Source organism: Geodermatophilus marinus, from assembly GCF_003428645.1.
Classification (GTDB): Bacteria; Actinomycetota; Actinomycetes; order Mycobacteriales; family Geodermatophilaceae; genus Geodermatophilus.
The window spans coordinates 83,587-101,559 of sequence record NZ_QVQH01000002.1; the positions used below are offsets into that span (position 1 = coordinate 83,587).

Genomic DNA, 17,973 nt, shown 5'->3' on the forward strand with positions numbered 1-17,973 from the left:
CCAGTGACGTTGCGCGGCGTGCTCGACGTCGTCCTCACCGACCCCGGCATGGCCCGCGTCGTGGCCGCCACCGGCAGCGCCGAGCTGGCCGTCACCGCCCCGCCGCCGGTCCAGCCGCTGGTCGCGGCCGCCCTCGCGCGCGGCGCGGACGGCGGTGTCCCCGTCCTGGTGGTCACCGCCGGCGAGCGGGACGCCGACGCCGTCGCAGAAGGGCTCCGCTGCTTCGTGCCCGAGCGGCGCACCGAGGTGTTCCCGGCCTGGGAGACGCTGCCGCACGAGCGGCTCTCCCCGCGCGCGGACACCGTGGGCCGCCGGCTGGCGGTGCTCCGCGACCTCACCCACCCCGGGGAGCGGGGCATCGACGTCCTCGTCGCCCCGGTGCGCAGCGTGCTGCAGCCGCTGGCCCCGGGCCTCGGCGACCTCGTGCCGGTGGAACTGCGCCCCGGTGACGGCGCCGAGCTCGACGACGTCGCCCGGGCCCTGGTCGACGCCGCCTACACCCGGGTGGAGCTGGTCGAGAAGCGGGGCGAGTTCGCCCTCCGCGGCGGGCTGCTCGACGTCTTCCCGCCCACCGAGCCGCACCCGGTGCGGGTCGAGTTCTGGGGCGACGAGGTCGACGAGCTGCGCTACTTCTCCGCCGCCGACCAGCGCTCCCTCGACGAGCGGCCCGAGCGGCTGTGGGCGCCGCCGTGCCGGGAGCTGCTGCTCACCGACGCCGTCCGGGCGCGGGCCGCCGAGCTGGCGGCCGAGCACCCGGGCCTGGCCGAGCTGCTCGGCAAGCTGGCCGAGGGCATCGCGGTGGAGGGCATGGAGTCGCTGACGCCGGCGCTGGTGGAGGGGCAGCTGCAGCTGCTCACCGACCTGGTGCCCGCCGGCACGCACGTGCTGGTCTGCGACCCCGAGCGGGTGCGCGGCCGCGCCGCGGACCTGGTGCGCACCGCCGAGGAGTTCCTCGCCGCCTCCTGGGCCAACGCCGCGGAGGCCGGCGAGGCGCCGCTGGACCTCGGGGCGTCGTCCTTCCGCGACCTCGCGGACGTCGAGGCCGCCGCCCGCGGCCGCGGCCTGCCCTGGTGGACCACCGGCGCCTTCACGCTCCAGGCAGAGGACGACGACACCCACCTCACCCTCGACGCCACCACCGTCGAGCGGTTCCACGGCGACCAGGTCAAGGTGCTGGCGCAGCTGCACGGCTGGCACCGGGCGCGCTGGCGCACCGTGCTGACCTTCCCCGGCCACGGCCCGGCGGAGCGCGCGGCCGACCGGCTCACCGAGTCCGACCTCGGCGTCCGGCTGGTGCCCGACGTGGCGCACGCGCCGGCCCCGGGCCTGGTGCACGTCACCACGGCCACGCTGGAGGCCGGCTTCGCCTTCCCCGGCGTGGGCCTGGCGCTGCTCACCGAGCACGACATCACCGGCCAGCGCGGGACGACGATGCGCGACGCGGTGAAGATGCCGGCCCGCCGCCGCAACGCGGTCGACCTGGTGCAGCTGCAGCCGGGCGACCTCGTCGTCCACGAGCAGCACGGCATCGGCCGGTACGTGGAGATGGTCAGCCGCACGGTCAACGGCGGGCAGCGCGACTACCTCATCGTCGAGTACGCGCCGTCCAAGCGGAACCAGCCGCCGGACCGGCTGTTCGTGCCCACCGACGCCCTCGACCAGCTCACCCGCTACGTGGGCGGGGAGCAGCCGGCGCTGTCCAAGCTCGGCGGCGCGGACTGGCAGAAGACCAAGGGGCAGGCGCGCAAGGCGGTCAAGCAGATCGCCGCGGAGCTGATCCGGCTGTACTCCGCGCGGATGGCCACGAAGGGCCACGCCTACGGCCCGGACACCGTGTGGCAGCGCGAGCTCGAGGACGCCTTCCCGTTCCAGGAGACCCCCGACCAGCTGGCCGCGATCGACGAGGTCAAGGCCGACATGCAGAGCCCGGTGCCGATGGACCGGATCATCTGCGGCGACGTCGGCTACGGGAAGACCGAGATCGCGGTGCGGGCGGCGTTCAAGGCGGTGCAGGACGGCAAGCAGGTCGCCGTCCTGGTGCCGACGACGCTGCTGGCCAACCAGCACCACAAGACCTTCTCCGAGCGGATCGCCCAGTTCCCGGTGGAGGTGCGGGTGCTCTCCCGGTTCCAGTCCGACGCGGAGACCACGCAGATCCTGCGCGAGCTGGCCGACGGCGAGGTCGACATCCTGGTCGGCACCCACCGGCTGCTGCAGCCGACCACCCGGTTCAAGGACCTCGGGCTGGTCATCGTCGACGAGGAGCAGCGCTTCGGCGTCGAGCACAAGGAGTACCTGAAGACGATGCGGACGGCGGTCGACGTCCTGTCGATGTCGGCCACCCCGATCCCGCGCACCCTGGAGATGAGCCTGACCGGCATCCGGGAGATGTCGACGATCCTCACCCCGCCGGAGGAGCGGCACCCGGTGCTGACCTACGTCGGGGCCTGGGACGACAAGCAGATGGCCGCGGCGGTCCGCCGGGAGCTGCTGCGCGACGGGCAGGTCTTCGTCATCCACAACCGCGTGCAGTCGATCGACAAGGCCGCGGCGAAGATCCGGGCGCTCGTGCCCGAGGCCCGGGTGGCGGTCGGGCACGGGCAGATGAAGGAGGCCGAGCTCGAGCGGATCATGGTCGGCTTCTGGGAGAAGGAGTACGACGTCCTGGTCGCCACGACCATCGTCGAGTCCGGCCTGGACATCCCGAACGCCAACACCCTGATCGTCGACCGGGCCGACACCTTCGGCCTCTCCCAGCTGCACCAGATCCGCGGCCGGGTGGGCCGCGGCCGGGAGCGGGCCTACGCCTACTTCACCTACGACCCGTCGCGGCCGCTCACCGAGACCTCGGTGGACCGGCTGACGACCATCGCGCACAACACCGACCTCGGTGCCGGCATGGCCGTGGCGATGAAGGACCTCGAGATCCGCGGGTCGGGCAACCTGCTCGGCGGGGAGCAGTCCGGGCACATCGCCGGGGTCGGGTTCGACCTCTACGTGCGGCTGGTCGGCGAGGCGGTCGCCGACTACCGCGCCCAGGTCACCGGCGAGCAGGCCCCGGCCGAGCCGGTCGAGGTGCGGGTGGACCTCCCGGTCGACGCGCACCTGCCGCACGACTACGTGCCCGGCGAGCGGCTGCGGATGGAGGCCTACCGCAAGGTGGCCTCGGTGCAGTCCGACGAGCAGGCGCAGGCGGTCCTGGACGAGCTGACCGACCGCTACGGGGCCCCGCCGGCGCCGGTGCTCAACCTGCTGGCCGTCGCCCGCTTCCGGGCGGCGGTGCGGCGCTTCGGCATCACCGAGGTGTCGATGCAGGGGCGCACGATCCGGATCAGCCCGGTGCCGCTGCCGGAGTCCAAGCAGATGCGGCTGGCCCGGCTCGCCGACGGCGCCACGTACAAGTCCGCCGTCGCCACGATCTCGCTCAGGGTGCCCGTCGGCCCGGACCGGCGGACCCCGCTGCGCGACGTGGCGCTGCTGGAGAACCTGCACTCCCTGCTCACGGCCCTCCTGGACCAGCCGGCCGCCGCGTGAGCGGAGTGGATCCGTCGGCGTGACCCCGATGTGACCCCGGCGGATCCACTCCGATCATCGGAGGGTGGCGGAGACCCGGGCCGCGAGCGTGCCCACGTGCTGCTCGCTGAGCATGCCGACCCGGTCGTCGTCGACGTCGCCGTGGTGCCCGGGAACGTCGACCACCGCCAGCCCCGGGGCCACCCGGCGCCAGGCGCGCAGCGTTCCGCGCACGGCGTCCCGTGAGCCCTCGGCCAGGTAGTACGTCACCGGCCCGTCGAACCGGCCGGGGCGGAAGGATTCCCCGACCTCCTCCGATCCGGTGAAGAACGCCAGCTCGGGGTCGGCCGAGGCGGCGGCGACGGCAGGGAGGGTGGTGCGGGCCAGCCGCCCGGCCAGCGCCCGGCGGGAGGACAGCGTCCGAGCCCGCGCCGTCCAGCGCTGGCGGGCGAGCTCGCCGGGGGTGAGCGCGGCCCGCGGCGGGCGGACGTCGAGCAGCCCGACCCAGGCCACCTCCGCACCGCCCTCGCCCAGCGACGTCGCCGCCGCCCAGGCGACCAGGCCGCCGAAGGAGTAGCCGAGCAGGCTGACCGGCCCCTCCGGCTGGTGCCCGCGGATCCGCTCGACGGCCTGCGCGGCGACGTCCGCGACGGGCAGGTGCCCCCCGTCGGTGCCGGTGAGCCGCAGCCGCAGGCCGAGCAGCGGGCGGTCGGTGGCCAGCCGCTGCACGAGACCGGCGTAGAGGTTGAGCTGGCCCCAGGCGTCCGGGAGCAGCCACACCGGCCGGCCGGTGCCCGGGCGCAGGACGACGACGTCCTCGGCCGGGGACCCGACCGCCGCCTCGACTGCGGCCGCGAGGCCGCGCGGGGTCGGCGCCTGCGCGAACACCTCGACGGGCACGTCGGCGCCGAGGTCCAGCCGGACGCGGCGCAGCAGGCTCAGCACCTGGCGCGAGGTGCCGCCGAGGTCGCCGAGGTCGTCGTCCGGGCCGAGGTCCGCGGTGCCGAGCAGCTCCCCGAACAGCGCGGTGACGGCGGCGAGCACGTCGCTGCCGGGGGTCGGGGCCGCCGTCGGTGCGGTGGTCGCCGCGGCCACCGCGGCGCGGATCGCATCCAGGCAGCCGGGGGAGCGCAGCGCGCTCGCGTTGGCCACCGGGTCGCCGTTGACGGCGTCGCGCGCCGCCCGCTCCGAGCGCTTGCCGTTGTGGGTGAGCGGCAGCTCGGGGACGCCGACCACCAGCGCCGGCACGTGCGCGGCCGATGCCCGCTCGCGCAGGGTGCGCCGGATCCGCCGGGCCAGCTCCCGGTCGACGGCCGCGCCGTCGCGCGGCACCACGAGCAGCACAACGCGCGCCGTGCCCGGCCGCTCGGGGTCGCGCTGCTCCACCGCCATGGCGTCGGCGACCTCGGGCAGGTCGCGCAGCACGGTGTAGATCTCGCTCGGGCCGATCCGGACGCCGTCGACGTTGAGCACCCCGTCGGAGCGGCCGTGCAGCCGGGCCGAGCCGTCGGCGTCGAACTCGACGAGGTCGCCGTGGTTCCACGTGCCGGGGTGCTCGGTGAAGTAGGCGGCCCGGAAGCGGGCGCCGTCCGGGTCGCGCAGGAAGCCGACCGGGCGGGAGGGGAAGGGGTTGCGGCAGACCAGGTCGCCGACCGCGCCGACGACCTCGGTGCCGTCCTCGTCGACCGCGGCGACGTCCAGGCCCAGGCTGCGGGTCTGGCAGCGGCCGCGGCGGACCGGCGCCTCGGGGTCGCCCAGCACGAAGCAGCCGATGATGTCGGTGCCGCCGGAGATCGACTGCAGCGGGACCGGGCCCACCGCGTCGGCCACCCAGTCGAACTGCCAGTCGTGCAGCACCGCGCCGGTGGCCAGGACGGCGCGCAGCCGGGAGAGGTCGACCCGGTCGGCCGGCCGGTAGCCGGCGTCCTGGCACAGCTGCAGGTAGGCCGGGCTGGTGCCGAGGACGGTGACGCCGTGCCCGGCGACCAGCTCCCACAACGTGCCCGGGCCGCTCACCGGGCCGTCGTAGCTGACCACGTGCGCGCCGACGGCCAGGGCGGAGAGCTGCCAGTTCCACATCATCCAGGCGGTGGTGGTGTGGAAGTACAGGGTGTCGGCGGGGGAGAGGGCCCCGTGCAGCCGGTGCTCCTTGACGTGCTCGAGCAGCGTGCCGCCGGCGCCGTGCACCATCGCCTTGGGTGGGCCGGTGGTGCCGGAGGAGAACATGACGAACAGCGGGGTGTCGAACGGCCGGCGTTCCCACGCCGGGGCCGGGCCCGCGCCGGCCACCAGGTCGGCGAGCCGGTCGGCCGGCAGGTCCGCGGCGGGCAGGGGCAGGTCGTCGAGGACGACCAGGCGCCGCACGGTCGGCAGGCCGGCGAGCAGCGCGTCCGCCGTCCCCCGCCCGGTGGCGGCCCGGTCGACCACCAGGAAGGCCGGGTCCACCTGGGTGAACCGGCCAAGCAGCGCGGGCACCCCCATGTCCGGGGCGGCGGTGGCGACGGCGGCGCCGAGCGCGGCCACGGCCAGGGCGACGACGGTGGCCGGCAGGGCGTGCGGGGCGACGAGGACGACGCGGTCGCCCGCGGACAGGCCGGCCCCGGCCAGCGCGGCGGCGGTGGCCTCGACCTCCGCGCGCAGCTGCCCGCGGGTGCGGTGCTCGGCCGGGCGGTCGGCGTGCACGGCGGTCAGCGCCGGGGCGTCGTCCCCCGCGTCGGGCAGCGGCCGCAGCAGGGCCTCGGCGTAGTTGAGCGAGACGCCGGGGAAGAAGCGGGCGGTGCGCACGTCGTCCCCGGTGCGGACGACGTCGGCCGAGCCGGACCAGGGCAGCCCGCTCCACTCCAGCAGCGTCCGCCAGAACGCCTCCGGGGAGCCGACCGACCAGGCGTGCAGGGCGCCGGGGGCCTCCAGCGGCACGCCGGCCACCTCGGCGCAGCGGGCGCGGAAGCCGGCCAGCTGGGGGCTCGGGCGGCCGGGCACCGCGACGGGGGCGGTGGGGGCGAGGGTCATGCCCTCGGCTCCTGGGTCGTGCCTTCGGCTCCCTGGGTCATGACGTGGGCTCCTGCTCCGGTGCGGTGACGAGGCTGGCCACCCAGCCGTCGGGGACGGGGATCTCCTGCAGCGCCCAGCCGGCGCCCAGCGGGTCGGTGGTGACCACGGAGGCCGGGCCGCCGGCCAGCCCGCTCCCGTGGGTCTTGAGCACGGCCTCCTTGACCGTCCAAGCGCGGGCGGCGGCCTGCGGTCGCCCGGCCGGGAGCAGCGCCCGCAGCGCCCGCTGCTCGGCCGGTGCCAGCCAGCCCTCGTCGAGGACGTCGTCGGACCACGGCGCCAGCGCCTCCACGTCGACCCCGATGCGGCAGCCGGCGGCCACGGCGACCAGGCCCACCACCCCGCTCGCCGAGCAGCTGACGTCGAGACCGGTGCCGGGCAGGTGCGGCCGGCCGGCCGGGGTGCGGTCGAGGGGGACCTCCCGCGGCCGGCAGCCGAGGTGCCGGGCCGCGGCGCCGCGCAGCGCGGCGCGGAGGAGGACGCGGCGGCGGTGCACCGGGGCCGTGCCCCGGCGGGCGCGCACCAGCTCGGTCGGGGCGAGCACCCGCTCGGCGGCGGCGAGGTCGGCGGCGCTGCCGAGGTGCACGAGCCGCACGTCGACCCAGCGCACGGCGACCGGGGGCGCGGTGGTCGCGCGACCCGGGGGCGTGGGGAGCAGGGCGGTCACGCGCGCATGCTGGCAGCGGCGCCCGCCGCCCGGATCCCCCGTCGGGGGGACGGGCTCCCCAGAACACCCTCACCGGGGGAGGGCCGCCTGCGTCGCCGGTCACACCGGGTGTGGCACCCTCCGCTGGTGCGCACCCGACGCCTGACCGCATCGCTGGCCGCCGGCCTGGTCGCGCTCGCCGGGCTCTCCGGTTGCCGGACCTCGCCGACCGTCGCCGCCTACGTGGGCGAGGAGACGGTCACCGTCGACGAGCTCGACGCCGCCGTCGAGCAGCGCCTGGAGGACCCCGCCCTGGCCGAGGCGGTCGCCGGCCGCGAGGACGAGTACACCCGCCTGGTGCTCACCCGGCTCGTGGAGGCCGAGGTCTACGCGGAGGTCGCCGAGCGGTACGGCGTCGCGCCCACCGACGCCGAGGTGCGCGACCGCCTCGAGCAGCTGCTGGAGGGCCAGGACCCCGAGGCGCTCTACGCGCAGGCCGCCGCCCAGGGCGTCGGCCGGGCCGACGTCCTGGCGACGGTGCGCCAGCAGCTGGTCCGGCAGCGCATCGCCGAGGAGGAGGGGCTGGTCCAGGGGGCGTCGGAGGAGGAGCTGCGGGCGGCCTACGAGGAGGCGCTGCCCGGGCTCACGCAGACCGCGCTCGGGTACGTCACCGTGCCCGACCAGGCCACGGCGGACGCCGTCGTCGCCCAGCTGGAGGCCGACCCGGGCGCCTACCCGGCGGTCGCGGCGCAGTACCCGGGGCCCACGACGCTGCCGGCGGTGGAGCCGCGCGCGGCCGACCAGGTGCCGAGCGTGCTGGCCGACCAGGTCGCGGCCGCCGCGCCGAACACCGCGTTCACCGTGACCGACCCGGGCATCAGCGGCGTCCTGGTGGTCTTCGTCGGCGAGCCGGTCGTGCCCACCTTCGAGGAGGTCCGGCCCGACCTCGAGGAGGCGGCGCGGTCCTCCGCCGACGCCGCGGCCCAGGAGGTCGTCGGCGGCGTGCGCGAGGACGTCGACATCACCGTGAACCCGCGATACGGCACGATCTCCGAGGGCGAGGTCGTGCCGGTCGACCAGGAGGTCGTGGACATCCTCGGGACCGGGGACGGGGCCGGCGCGGCGGGTGCCGGAGAATGACGGCGTGCCCGTCGCCCTCGCCGTCACCGTCAGCCCCCGACTGCCCGGGCTGCTCGGCCCCGCCGGCTGGCGGGCGCTGACCGGGGAGCGCCCGGTCGTGGCGCTGCCGGGTGCCGCCGCCACGGCCGCCGCCCTGCGGGCCGCCGGCTGGGCGGTGACCGACCTCCCGGGCGCCGCCGTCGCCGAGGCCCGGCCCGACGCGGTCGTGGCCCTCGTGGGCGACGAGCGACCCGAGGGCGCCGAGGTCGTCGAGGGTGCGCCCGAGCCGGTCGGCGCCGGCCTGCTCGACGTGGTGGCCGTGATGGACCGGCTGCGCTCGCCGGGCGGCTGCCCGTGGGACGCCGAGCAGACCCACTCCTCGCTGCGCGGCTACCTCCTGGAGGAGGCGCACGAGGCCTACGACGCCATCGTGGACGACGACCCGGTCGCCATGCGCGAGGAGCTCGGCGACGTGCTGCTGCAGGTGGTGTTCCACGCCCGCGTGGCCGCGGAGGCCGCCCCCGGCCGGCGCTTCGACGTCGACGACGTGGCCGGCGAGCTGGTCGGCAAGCTGGTGCGCCGGCACCCGCACGTGTTCGGGGACGCCGGTGGCGCGGGGCCACGCCCTGACACGGCCGCGGTCGAGGCCGGCTGGGAGGAGATCAAGAAGGCCGAGAAGCAGCGCCGGTCGCCGACCGAGGGGGTGTCCCGCTCGCAGCCCGCGGCCTCCTGGGGCGCGGCCCTGGTGCGGCGGGCGGGCCGGGCCGGGCTCCCGGTGCCGGAGCCGGCCGATCTCGCGGCCCGCAGCCCCGAGGAGCTGGGGGAGCGGCTGCTCGCGGTGGTCAGCGCGGCGGCCGGGCGCGGCTGGGACGTCGAGGACGCCCTGCGGGAGGCGGTGCGCCGCTACGCCGGCGAGCTGGACGCCGCGGCGCTGGAGCGCCCGGCGGACTGACCGTCCCCGCGGCCGCGGCCGGCACCGGGGTCAGCCGAGCGCGACGACCAGGCAGCAGGCGGCGAGCACGGCGGCCACCGGCGTCATCACCGCCCGCTCGGGCCGGCTGCGGGAGGCGGCGTTGGCGACCACGCCGACGGCGAAGTAGACGGTGAGCGCCCAGATCGCCACGCCGCCGGGCTCCTCCCCGGGCCGGGCGGCGATCCCGGCGGCCCGCCACACCAGCCAGGCGAACAGCGCGTACAGCAGCACCGACACCGCGCTGCCGACCCGCAGCCGGGTCGGCAGGACGCGGTGGTGGCCGCCCCAGGCGAGCCGGCCGAGCGGCGCCCCCGCGGCCAGCGCGACCTGCAGCGCCGCCAGGGCGACGAGCAGGGCGGTGGCGACCACCGCGGCGACCGTGACCACCGCGGCACCGTAGCCCGGCCGCCCGCCCGCGCATCCCGGCGGTGGCGCGGGACGCGGCACGGCAGGCGGTGGGCGGCGCGGTGGCTGGCTAGGCTGCCCACCGTGGCCAGCATCGACGCCGTAGGCGCGCGGGAGATCCTCGACTCGCGCGGAAACCCCACCGTGGAGGTCGAGGTCGCCCTCGACGACGGGACGATCACCCGCGCCGCCGTCCCCAGCGGTGCCTCGACGGGTGCCTTCGAGGCCGTCGAGCTGCGCGACGGGGGCGAGCGGTACGGCGGGAAGGGCGTGACCAAGGCCGTCGACGGCGTCCTCGACGTCATCGGCCCGGAACTCGTGGGCTACGACGCCAGCGAGCAGCGGCTCATCGACCAGCGGCTGATCGACCTCGACGGGACGCCGGACAAGTCCCGGCTCGGCGCGAACGCGATCCTCGGGGTGAGCCTCGCCGTGGCCAAGGCGGCCGCCGACTCCGCCGGCCTGCCGCTGTTCCGCTACGTCGGCGGCCCCTCGGCGCACCTGCTGCCGGTGCCGATGATGAACATCCTCAACGGCGGCGCCCACGCCGACAGCAACGTCGACGTGCAGGAGTTCATGATCGCCCCGATCGGCGCGGCGACCTTCTCCGAGGCGCTGGCCATGGGCACCGAGACCTACCACGCGCTCAAGGCGGTGCTGAAGGGCCGCGGGCTGTCCACCGGCCTCGGCGACGAGGGCGGGTTCGCCCCCGACCTGCCCAGCAACCGCGACGCGCTCGACCTCATCGCCGAGGCCGTGGAGAAGGCCGGCTACGGCCTCGGCACGGACATCGCCTTCGCCCTCGACGTGGCCGCGACCGAGTTCCACGGCGACGACGGCTACGACTTCGAGGGCCAGACCCGCTCGGCGGAGTTCCTCACCGACTACTACCGGGACCTGGTCGACTCCTACCCGGTCGTCTCCATCGAGGACGCCCTCTCCGAGGACGACTGGGACGGCTGGGTGGCCCTCACCGCGACGCTCGGCGACCGCGTCCAGCTGGTCGGCGACGACCTCTTCGTCACCAACCCGACCCGGTTGGCCGACGGCATCGCCCGCAAGGCCGGGAACGCCCTGCTGGTCAAGGTCAACCAGATCGGCACGCTGACCGAGACCCTCGACGCGGTCGGCCTGGCCCACCGCAGCGGCTACCGCTGCATGATGAGCCACCGCTCCGGCGAGACCGAGGACACCACGATCGCCGACCTCGCGGTGGCCACCGACTGCGGCCAGATCAAGACCGGCGCCCCGGCCCGCAGCGAGCGGGTGGCCAAGTACAACCAGCTGCTGCGCCTGGAGGAGGAGCTGGACGACGCCGCCCGGTACGCCGGCGCCGGGGCCTTCCCGCGCCTGGGCGGCCGGTGAGCCCGGTCCCCCGATGAGCGGTCCGCGCGCCCGCCGCGGCGGCCGGCGCGCCACCGGGCGGCCGCTGGCCTCCGCGGCCTCCCGCCCGGTCCCGGCCGGGGTTCGCTCCGGTGCGGGCGGCCGGCCGGACCAGCGCCGTCCCGGCCGCCGCACCGCCCGGGGCGCGACGGCGGTGGGGCAGCCCCGGCGGCCGCTGTTCACCGGCCGGGCGGTGCTGCTGGCCGGCCTGGTGCTGCTCCTGGCGCTCACCCTCGCCGGCCCGGTGCGGCAGTACCTGTCCGGGCGCGCGGAGCTGGCCCGGCTGGCCGCGGAGGGGGCCGCGCTCGACCAGCGGATCGAGGACCTGCAGGACGAGCTGGACCGGCAGTCCGACCCCGGCTGGACCGCCCGGGAGGCCCGGGACCGGCTCCGCTACGTGCTGCCCGGCGACCGGCTGGTCGTCGTGGTCGACGGCGAGACCGCCGAGGGGGACGCCGGCACCCTGCCCGCGCAACCGGCCGCCGAGGTGCCCTGGTACGACGCGCTGATGGGGTCGCTCGCCACGGCGGACGCGGACACCTCCGGCGGGGACACCTCCGGCGGGGACACCGCCGACGGGAGCCCGGGTGGCTGAGCACCCCGGACGGCGGGAGCGCGGCCCCGTCGGCCCCGACGACCGGCAGGTCGTCGCCCGGCAGCTCGGCCGGCCCCCGCGCGGCCTGCACGCGGTCGCGCACCGCTGCCCCTGCGGCCTCCCCGACGTGGTGCGGACCGCCCCGCGGCTGGAGGACGGCACCCCCTTCCCGACGCTGTACTACCTGACCTGCCCGCGGGCCGCCGCGGCCGCCAGCCGGCTGGAGTCGGCCGGCCGGATGCGCGAGTGGCAGGCCGACCTGGCCCGCGACCCCGCCCTGGCCGCCGGCTACCGGGCCGCCAACGAGCAGTACCTCGCCGAGCGCGACGCCCTCGGGGAGCTGCCCACCCGCACCACCGCCGGCGGCATGCCCGACCGGGTCAAGTGCCTGCACGCGCTGGCCGGGCACGCGCTGGCCGCCGGTCCCGGGGCGAACCCGGTCGGCGACCGGGCCGTCGCCGAGATGGGGGAGTGGTGGGCCGCCGGCCCCTGCGTGCTCCCCGAGGAGGACCGATGACCCGGGTGGCCGCCGTCGACTGCGGCACGAACTCGATCCGGCTGCTGGTGGCCGACGTGCCCCCGGAGGGGCCGCACACCGACCTGCTGCGCCGCATGGAGGTGGTCCGGCTCGGCGAGGGCGTCGACGCCACCGGCCGGCTGGCCCCGCAGGCCGTCGAGCGCACCCGCCGCGTGCTCGCGGAGTACGCCGCCCAGGCCCGCGACCTCGGCGTGACGGCGGTCCGGATGGTCGCCACCAGCGCCAGCCGGGACGCCGCCAATCGCGCCGACTTCGAGGACATGGTGCTGGCCACCCTGGGCCAGCCGCCGGACGTGGTGCCCGGGGACGAGGAGGCGCGGCTGTCCTTCCTCGGCGCCACGGCCTCGCTCGACGCCGCGGTCGCCGCGCACGGGCAGCCCGCGCCGCGGCCGCCGTACCTGGTGGTCGACATCGGCGGCGGGTCCACCGAGTTCGTGCTCGGCGACGCCGGCGGGGTCCGCGCCGCCCGGTCGGTGGACGTCGGCTGCGTCCGGCTCACCGAGCGCCACCTGCACGGCGACCCGCCGACCCCCGACGAGATCGGCCGGGCCGAGGCCGACATCCGCGCCGCCCTCGCCGAGGTGGTCACGGCCGTGCCCGTCGGCGAGGCGGCCACCCTCGTCGGGCTGGCCGGCTCGGTGACCACGGTGGCCGCGCTCGCCCTCCGCCTGCCCGCCTACGACCCGGTCGCCATCCACGGCTCGCGGATCCCGGTGGCCGCCGTCCGGTCGGTCACCGCCGGCCTGCTGACCGCCACCCGGGCACGGCGGGCCGCGGAGCCGGTCATGCACCCGGGGCGGGTCGACGTCATCGGCGCCGGCTCGCTGGTGCTGCGGGTGGTGATGGACGCCCTGGCGCTGGACGACGTGGTCGTCAGCGAGCACGACATCCTCGACGGCATCGCGCTGCGGCTGGCCGGCCGCTGACTCAGGTCGTGCCCTGGTTCAGCCCGGGCGGCAGCTTGCCGGTCAGCTTCTCGTAGCTCGCCGCGGCGCCGCGGGCCGCCAGGAGCCGGCCGGCGGCGACGGCCAGCCCGGACACCGCGGCCCACGCCAGGGCGTCGCCCCAGCTGACCCCCGGCGCGGCGGGGTTCTTCGGCGGCGTCGTGCCGCGCACGCCGTACCAGGCGGCGTCGGTCAGCTTGCGGACGGCGATCCCGGCGGGCACCGCGAACCCGGCGGAGAGCAGCTTCCAGGTCATCGGCGCCTTCGGCGGCTTGGTTGTCGTCTTCCTGGCCACGGGGTGATCATGCCCCGGGTCCGTCGCGGGCACCCGGTGGGCGTCTGGTCTGCTGTCCGCCGTGGCTCCCGACCCCGCCGGCTTCCCGAGAGAGGACCCCGATGCCCCCGCGCCTCGCGAGCTCGCCGCGGGCCCCTGCACCAGGGCCGCCCGCACCCCGGCCGGCGTTCCCCGCGCGGCCCGGGCCGCCCGCGACCTCGCCGCGCTCGACGCCCGCGTCTCCGGGTGCCGCGCCTGCCCCCGGCTGGTCGCGTGGCGCGAGGAGGTCGCGCGGGTGAAGCGGGCGGCCTTCCGCGACCAGGACTACTGGGGTCGCCCGGTGCCCGGTCTGGGCCCTGCGGATGCGCGCATCGCCGTCGTCGGGCTGGCCCCGGCCGCGCACGGCGGCAACCGCACCGGCCGGGTCTTCACCGGCGACCGCAGCGGCGACTGGATCTTCGCGGCGCTGTGGCGGGCCGGGCTGGCCAACCAGCCGACGTCCACGCACGTGGGGGACGGGCTGCGGCTGCACGACGTCCGCGTGGCCGCGGCCGTCCGGTGCGCGCCGCCGGGCAACGCGCCGACGCCCGCGGAGCGGGACACCTGCTCGCCGTGGCTGGCGCGCGAGCTGGCCCTGCTGCCGCGGCTGCGGGTCGTCGTCGTCCTCGGCGGGTTCGGCTGGAGCGCGCTGTGGCCGGTGCTGGCCGGGGCCGGGTACGCGCTGCCGCGGCCGCGGCCGGCGTTCGGGCACGGCGCGGAGGTGGCCCTCGACGGCCCCCGCGGGCCGCTGACCCTGCTGGGCAGCTACCACGTCAGCCAGCAGAACACGTTCACCGGCCGGCTCACCGAGCCGATGCTCGACGCCGTCCTGGCCCGGGCCACCGAGTTGGCCGCGACCGTGCCCGACCCCCACCCGCGCCCCTAGGCTCGCAGGCATGGCGCAGCGTCCCGTGGTCCTCGTCGTCGGTGGCGGCTACGTCGGTCTCTACACCGCCCTGCGGCTGCAGAAGAAGCTCTCCCGCGGGCGGGCGGAGATCGTCGTCGTCGACCCCCAGCCGCACATGACCTACCAGCCCTTCCTCCCCGAGGCCGCCGCCGGGTCCGTGGAGCCGCGGCACGTGGTGGTGCCGCTGCGGCGCACCCTGCCCCGCTGCCGGGTGATCACCGGCGCGGTGACCGGGCTGTCGCACGCGGAGAAGCGGGCGACGGTCGCCCCCATCGAGGGCGAGACCTTCGAGCTCTCCTACGACGTCCTCGTCATGGCCGCGGGCTCGGTCGCCCGCACCCTCCCGATCCCCGGCCTGGCCGAGCACGGCATCGGCTTCAAGAACGTCGGCGAGGCCATCTTCCTGCGCAACCACGTGCTCGCCCGGCTGGACGCGGCCAGCTCCACCGACGACCCGCAGGTGCGCCGCCGCGCGCTCACGTTCACCTTCGTGGGCGGCGGGTACGCCGGCGTCGAGGCCTTCGCCGAGCTCGAGGACATGGCCCGCTACGCCATCGAGCACTACTACCCGCGGCTGTCGACCGCCGACATGCACTGGGTGCTGGTCGAGGCGATGGGCCGCATCCTGCCCGAGGTCGACCTGGACATGGCCGCCTGGACGGTCAAGGAACTCACCGCCCGCGGCATGGACGTCCGGCTCAACACCCGCCTGGAGTCGGTGTCGGGGGAGTGCGTCGTCCGGCTCTCCGACGGCGACTCCTTCGCCAGCGACACCCTGGTGTGGACGGCGGGGACCAAGCCGAACCCGATGCTGGCGAACACCGACCTCCCCCTCGACGAGCGCGGGCGGGTCGTCTGCGAGCCCACGCTGCAGGTGCGCGGGCTGCCCGACGCCTGGGCCGCCGGGGACCTCGCCGCCGTCCCGGACCTCACCAAGGGGTCGGACGGCGCGACCACCGCGCCCAACGCCCAGCACGCCGTCCGCCAGGCCAAGCGGCTGGCCGACAACGTCGTGCTGACGCTGCGCGGCGAGCAGCCGGTGCCCTACCAGCACTCCTACGCCGGCTCGGTCGCCAGCCTCGGGCTCTACAAGGGCGTCGCCCAGGTCTACGGCGTGAAGCTGAAGGGCTTCCCCGCCTGGTTCATGCACCGCACGTACCACGTGAGCCGGGTGCCGACGTTCAACCGCAAGGCGCGGGTGATCGCCGACTGGACCCAGGCCCTGCTGTTCCGCCGCGAGGTCATCTCGCTCGGCCAGCTGCAGAACCCGCGGCAGGAGTTCGTGGCCGCGGCGGGCAGCGGGCGCGCCGGGCAGCTGCCGCCGCCCCCGGCGGAGGACGACGCGCCGTCGGGGGGTGGCGCGGCCAAGGCGGGCTGAGCTCCCCTCCGCCCGCCGTCCCGACGACCGCCCCCGTAGCCCAACCGGCAGAGGCAGGCCCCTTAAAAGGGTCCGAGTGTGGGTTCGAACCCCACCGGGGGCACCCCGCGCTGCCCGTGCGGCCGCCACCTGGTGCCCGCGCCGCCCGTCCCGCCGGCCACCCGGCGTCATCCGTCATCCCCCCTCGTCGAGTCGCGGGAGGGTGCCGCCCGGTGCAGCATGGCCCTGCGGCCCAGGGGCTCTGCTGCCCCGCGCACCGGCGCCTCCTCGACCGGTCGCCGCCCGGCCGGGACGCTACGCCGGGGCTCGCACGGCCACCACTCGAGGTTCGCACCGGTAACGACTTCCTCCGGGTCCCTACCTGATGCGCGCGAAGAAATCCAGGGCTTGACGCACCTCGCAACAGGTCCGCAAGGTTCTGTACGGGGCGTCGCAACGGAGTGACGCAACGGATCGAGGGGGAAGTCCATGACCCATGCCCACCTCCGCCGGTCGCGGTTCGCCGTGGCCGGGACGGCCGGTGTGCTCGCTCTGGCGGGCAGCGTGGTCACCGCGCTGCCGGCGTCCGCGGCCAACGGCTGCGAGCACCGGAACAACAACACCGTGGCCAAGCTGACCGAGTGCGTCACGGTCGACGGCGTCACCGAGCACCTCGAGGCGTTCCAGGCGATCGCCGACGCGAACGACGGCAACCGGGCCTCGGGCACCCCGGGCTACGACGCCTCCGTCGACTACGTCGAGCAGCGGCTGAAGGCGGCCGGCTGGTCGGTCACCCGGCAGCAGTTCGAGTTCCCGTTCTTCGAGCTGCGGAGCAGCTCGTTCAGCCGGGTCGCCCCCACGCCGGCGCCGTACGAGGCGGACACCGACTACGCGCCGATGACCTACACCGGTTCCGGGACGGTGGACGACGGCGCCGTCACGCCGGTCGACCTCGGCTCGGGGAACAGCGGCTGCGAGGCCGAGGACTTCGCCGGCTTCGCCGCCGGGACGGTCGCCCTCGTCGAGCGGGGAGCGTGCGCCTTCGCGGTCAAGGCGGCGAACGCCGAGGCGGCCGAGGCGAGCGCGGTCATCGTCGTCAACAACGTGCCCGGGCTGCTCAACGGCACCCTGGGGGAGCCCGGCACCGGCATCCCGGTCGTCGGCGTGACGCCGGAGCTGGGGACCGAGCTCGCCGCCACCGGCACGACCGTCGACCTCGCCGTCGACTCGACCAGCGAGACCCGCACCACCGAGAACGTGCTCGCGGAGCTGCCCGGCCGCACGTCGGACAACGTCGTCATGGCCGGGGCGCACCTGGACTCCGTGCTCGCCGGCCCGGGCATCAACGACAACGGCTCCGGCAGCGCCGCCATCCTCGAGGTGGCCGAGAACCTCACCAAGGCCAAGCTGCCCAACACGGTCCGCTTCGCCTGGTGGGGTGCCGAGGAGCTGGGCCTGCTCGGCTCCGAGCACTACGTCGCGCAGCTGACCGAGGAGCAGCGGGCCGACATCGGGCTGTACCTGAACTTCGACATGGTCGGCTCGCCGAACTTCGCCCGGTTCATCTACGACGGCGACCAGTCCGACTTCGAGGCGCCGGTCGAGGTGCCCGCGGGCTCGGACCAGATCGAGTACGTCCTCGAGGACTACTTCGAGGCCAACTCCCTGTGGTACGAGGGCAGCGAGTTCAGCGGCCGCAGCGACTACCAGGCCTTCATCGAGAACGGCATCCCCTCCGGCGGCCTGTTCACCGGCGCGGAGGTCCTCAAGGAGGGGTACCAGGTGCCGCTGTACGGCGGTACCGCCGGCGTCGCCTACGACCCGAACTACCACGAGGCCGGGGACACGATCGACAACGTCGACCCGAAGGCGCTCGACACGAACTCCGACGCCATCGCCTATGCGGTGCTCACCCTGGCCTACGACAGCTCACGGGTGAACGGCGTCCAGGGCCGGCCGGTGCCGGGCGGCACCTTCCAGGAGGACCCGACCGACCGCCAGTTCCGCGTGACCGCGGAGCAGAAGGCCGGCGGTGGCGGGCTCTCGCCGGACCACGACCACGACCACGGCGGGGTCGAGGCCTGACCTCCTGAGCGCACGGCCGCGGCGCCGTCCCCGATCCCGGGGGCGGCGCCGCGGTCGCGTGCTCGGGGGTCGCGCAGCGTGGTCGGCACGCCGGGACCCCCCCGTCCGGGTGTCCCGTGGGCGCCCAGGAACGCGCAGGCCACCTCC

At 76.4% G+C, this 17,973-nt stretch carries 14 protein-coding genes and 1 tRNA gene; 11 read left to right on the forward strand and 4 right to left on the reverse strand.

All coding sequences use genetic code 11. The features are described 5' to 3' along the window. Positions 1–3: 3 nt before the first annotated feature. On the forward strand, positions 4–3,534 hold the full coding sequence (gene mfd, locus D0Z06_RS02705) for a transcription-repair coupling factor (RefSeq protein WP_117375843.1): 3,531 nt from the start codon (positions 4–6) through the stop codon (positions 3,532–3,534). Positions 3,535–3,588: 54 nt separating this feature from the next. On the opposite strand, the gene D0Z06_RS02710 is transcribed toward mfd, so the two are convergent. Continuing rightward, the gene (locus D0Z06_RS02710) at positions 3,589–6,522 is read right to left on the reverse strand and encodes an acetoacetate--CoA ligase (RefSeq protein ID WP_117375844.1); all 2,934 of its coding nucleotides are present in this window, start codon (positions 6,520–6,522) and stop codon (positions 3,589–3,591) included. A gap of 37 nt (positions 6,523–6,559) precedes the next feature. Then, positions 6,560–7,228, reverse strand: a complete 669-nt coding sequence (locus D0Z06_RS02715) for a 4'-phosphopantetheinyl transferase family protein (RefSeq protein WP_117375845.1) — start codon at positions 7,226–7,228, stop codon at positions 6,560–6,562. 126 nt (positions 7,229–7,354) lie between these two features. Between D0Z06_RS02715 and D0Z06_RS02720 the strand changes: the two genes are divergently transcribed. Next, a complete protein-coding gene (locus D0Z06_RS02720) occupies positions 7,355–8,347 on the forward strand; it encodes a peptidylprolyl isomerase (protein WP_158579861.1) in 993 nt (330 codons plus the stop codon). Positions 8,348–8,351: 4 nt separating this feature from the next. Further along, entirely contained in the window at positions 8,352–9,278 is a 927-nt protein-coding gene (locus tag D0Z06_RS02725) for a MazG family protein (RefSeq protein WP_117375847.1), read from the forward strand. Between the two features lie 30 nt (positions 9,279–9,308). Here D0Z06_RS02725 and D0Z06_RS02730 read toward each other — a convergent pair whose 3' ends face one another. Next, a complete protein-coding gene (locus tag D0Z06_RS02730; protein WP_117375848.1) occupies positions 9,309–9,686 on the reverse strand; it encodes a hypothetical protein in 378 nt (125 codons plus the stop codon). A gap of 102 nt (positions 9,687–9,788) precedes the next feature. Between D0Z06_RS02730 and eno the strand changes: the two genes are divergently transcribed. From eno to D0Z06_RS02750, 4 genes are read left to right on the forward strand one after another with little or no spacing between them, the layout of a single operon-like run. Beyond that, positions 9,789–11,069 carry a phosphopyruvate hydratase gene (gene eno / locus D0Z06_RS02735; protein WP_117375849.1) on the forward strand — a complete coding sequence of 427 codons (1,281 nt, stop codon included), beginning with the start codon at positions 9,789–9,791 and terminating at the stop codon, positions 11,067–11,069. A gap of 13 nt (positions 11,070–11,082) precedes the next feature. After that, positions 11,083–11,682: a septum formation initiator family protein gene (locus D0Z06_RS02740; RefSeq protein WP_117375850.1), complete on the forward strand. Its 600-nt coding sequence runs from the start codon at positions 11,083–11,085 to the stop codon at positions 11,680–11,682. After that, positions 11,675–12,199 (forward strand): DUF501 domain-containing protein, encoded by a 525-nt coding sequence (locus D0Z06_RS02745; protein WP_117375851.1) that lies wholly within the window; start codon positions 11,675–11,677, stop codon positions 12,197–12,199. Before D0Z06_RS02740 ends, D0Z06_RS02745 begins: the two co-directional genes overlap by 8 nt. Continuing rightward, complete coding sequence (locus D0Z06_RS02750; RefSeq protein ID WP_117375852.1) at positions 12,196–13,146, forward strand: Ppx/GppA phosphatase family protein; 951 nt, start codon at positions 12,196–12,198, stop codon at positions 13,144–13,146. Before D0Z06_RS02745 ends, D0Z06_RS02750 begins: the two co-directional genes overlap by 4 nt. Position 13,147: 1 nt before the next feature. On the opposite strand, the gene D0Z06_RS02755 is transcribed toward D0Z06_RS02750, so the two are convergent. Then, the gene (locus D0Z06_RS02755) at positions 13,148–13,459 is read right to left on the reverse strand and encodes a DUF4235 domain-containing protein (protein ID WP_117375853.1); all 312 of its coding nucleotides are present in this window, start codon (positions 13,457–13,459) and stop codon (positions 13,148–13,150) included. A 61-nt stretch (positions 13,460–13,520) separates the two neighbouring features. Between D0Z06_RS02755 and D0Z06_RS02760 the strand changes: the two genes are divergently transcribed. From D0Z06_RS02760 to D0Z06_RS02775, 4 genes are all read left to right on the forward strand, one after another. After that, positions 13,521–14,363 (forward strand): uracil-DNA glycosylase, encoded by an 843-nt coding sequence (locus tag D0Z06_RS02760; protein ID WP_117375854.1) that lies wholly within the window; start codon positions 13,521–13,523, stop codon positions 14,361–14,363. A 10-nt stretch (positions 14,364–14,373) separates the two neighbouring features. Beyond that, on the forward strand, positions 14,374–15,762 hold the full coding sequence (locus D0Z06_RS02765; RefSeq protein ID WP_117375855.1) for an NAD(P)/FAD-dependent oxidoreductase: 1,389 nt from the start codon (positions 14,374–14,376) through the stop codon (positions 15,760–15,762). Between the two features lie 29 nt (positions 15,763–15,791). Then, a tRNA-Leu gene (locus D0Z06_RS02770) sits at positions 15,792–15,865 on the forward strand. A gap of 365 nt (positions 15,866–16,230) precedes the next feature. After that, positions 16,231–17,826 carry a M28 family metallopeptidase gene (locus D0Z06_RS02775; RefSeq protein ID WP_117375856.1) on the forward strand — a complete coding sequence of 532 codons (1,596 nt, stop codon included), beginning with the start codon at positions 16,231–16,233 and terminating at the stop codon, positions 17,824–17,826. Positions 17,827–17,973 lie beyond the last annotated feature (147 nt).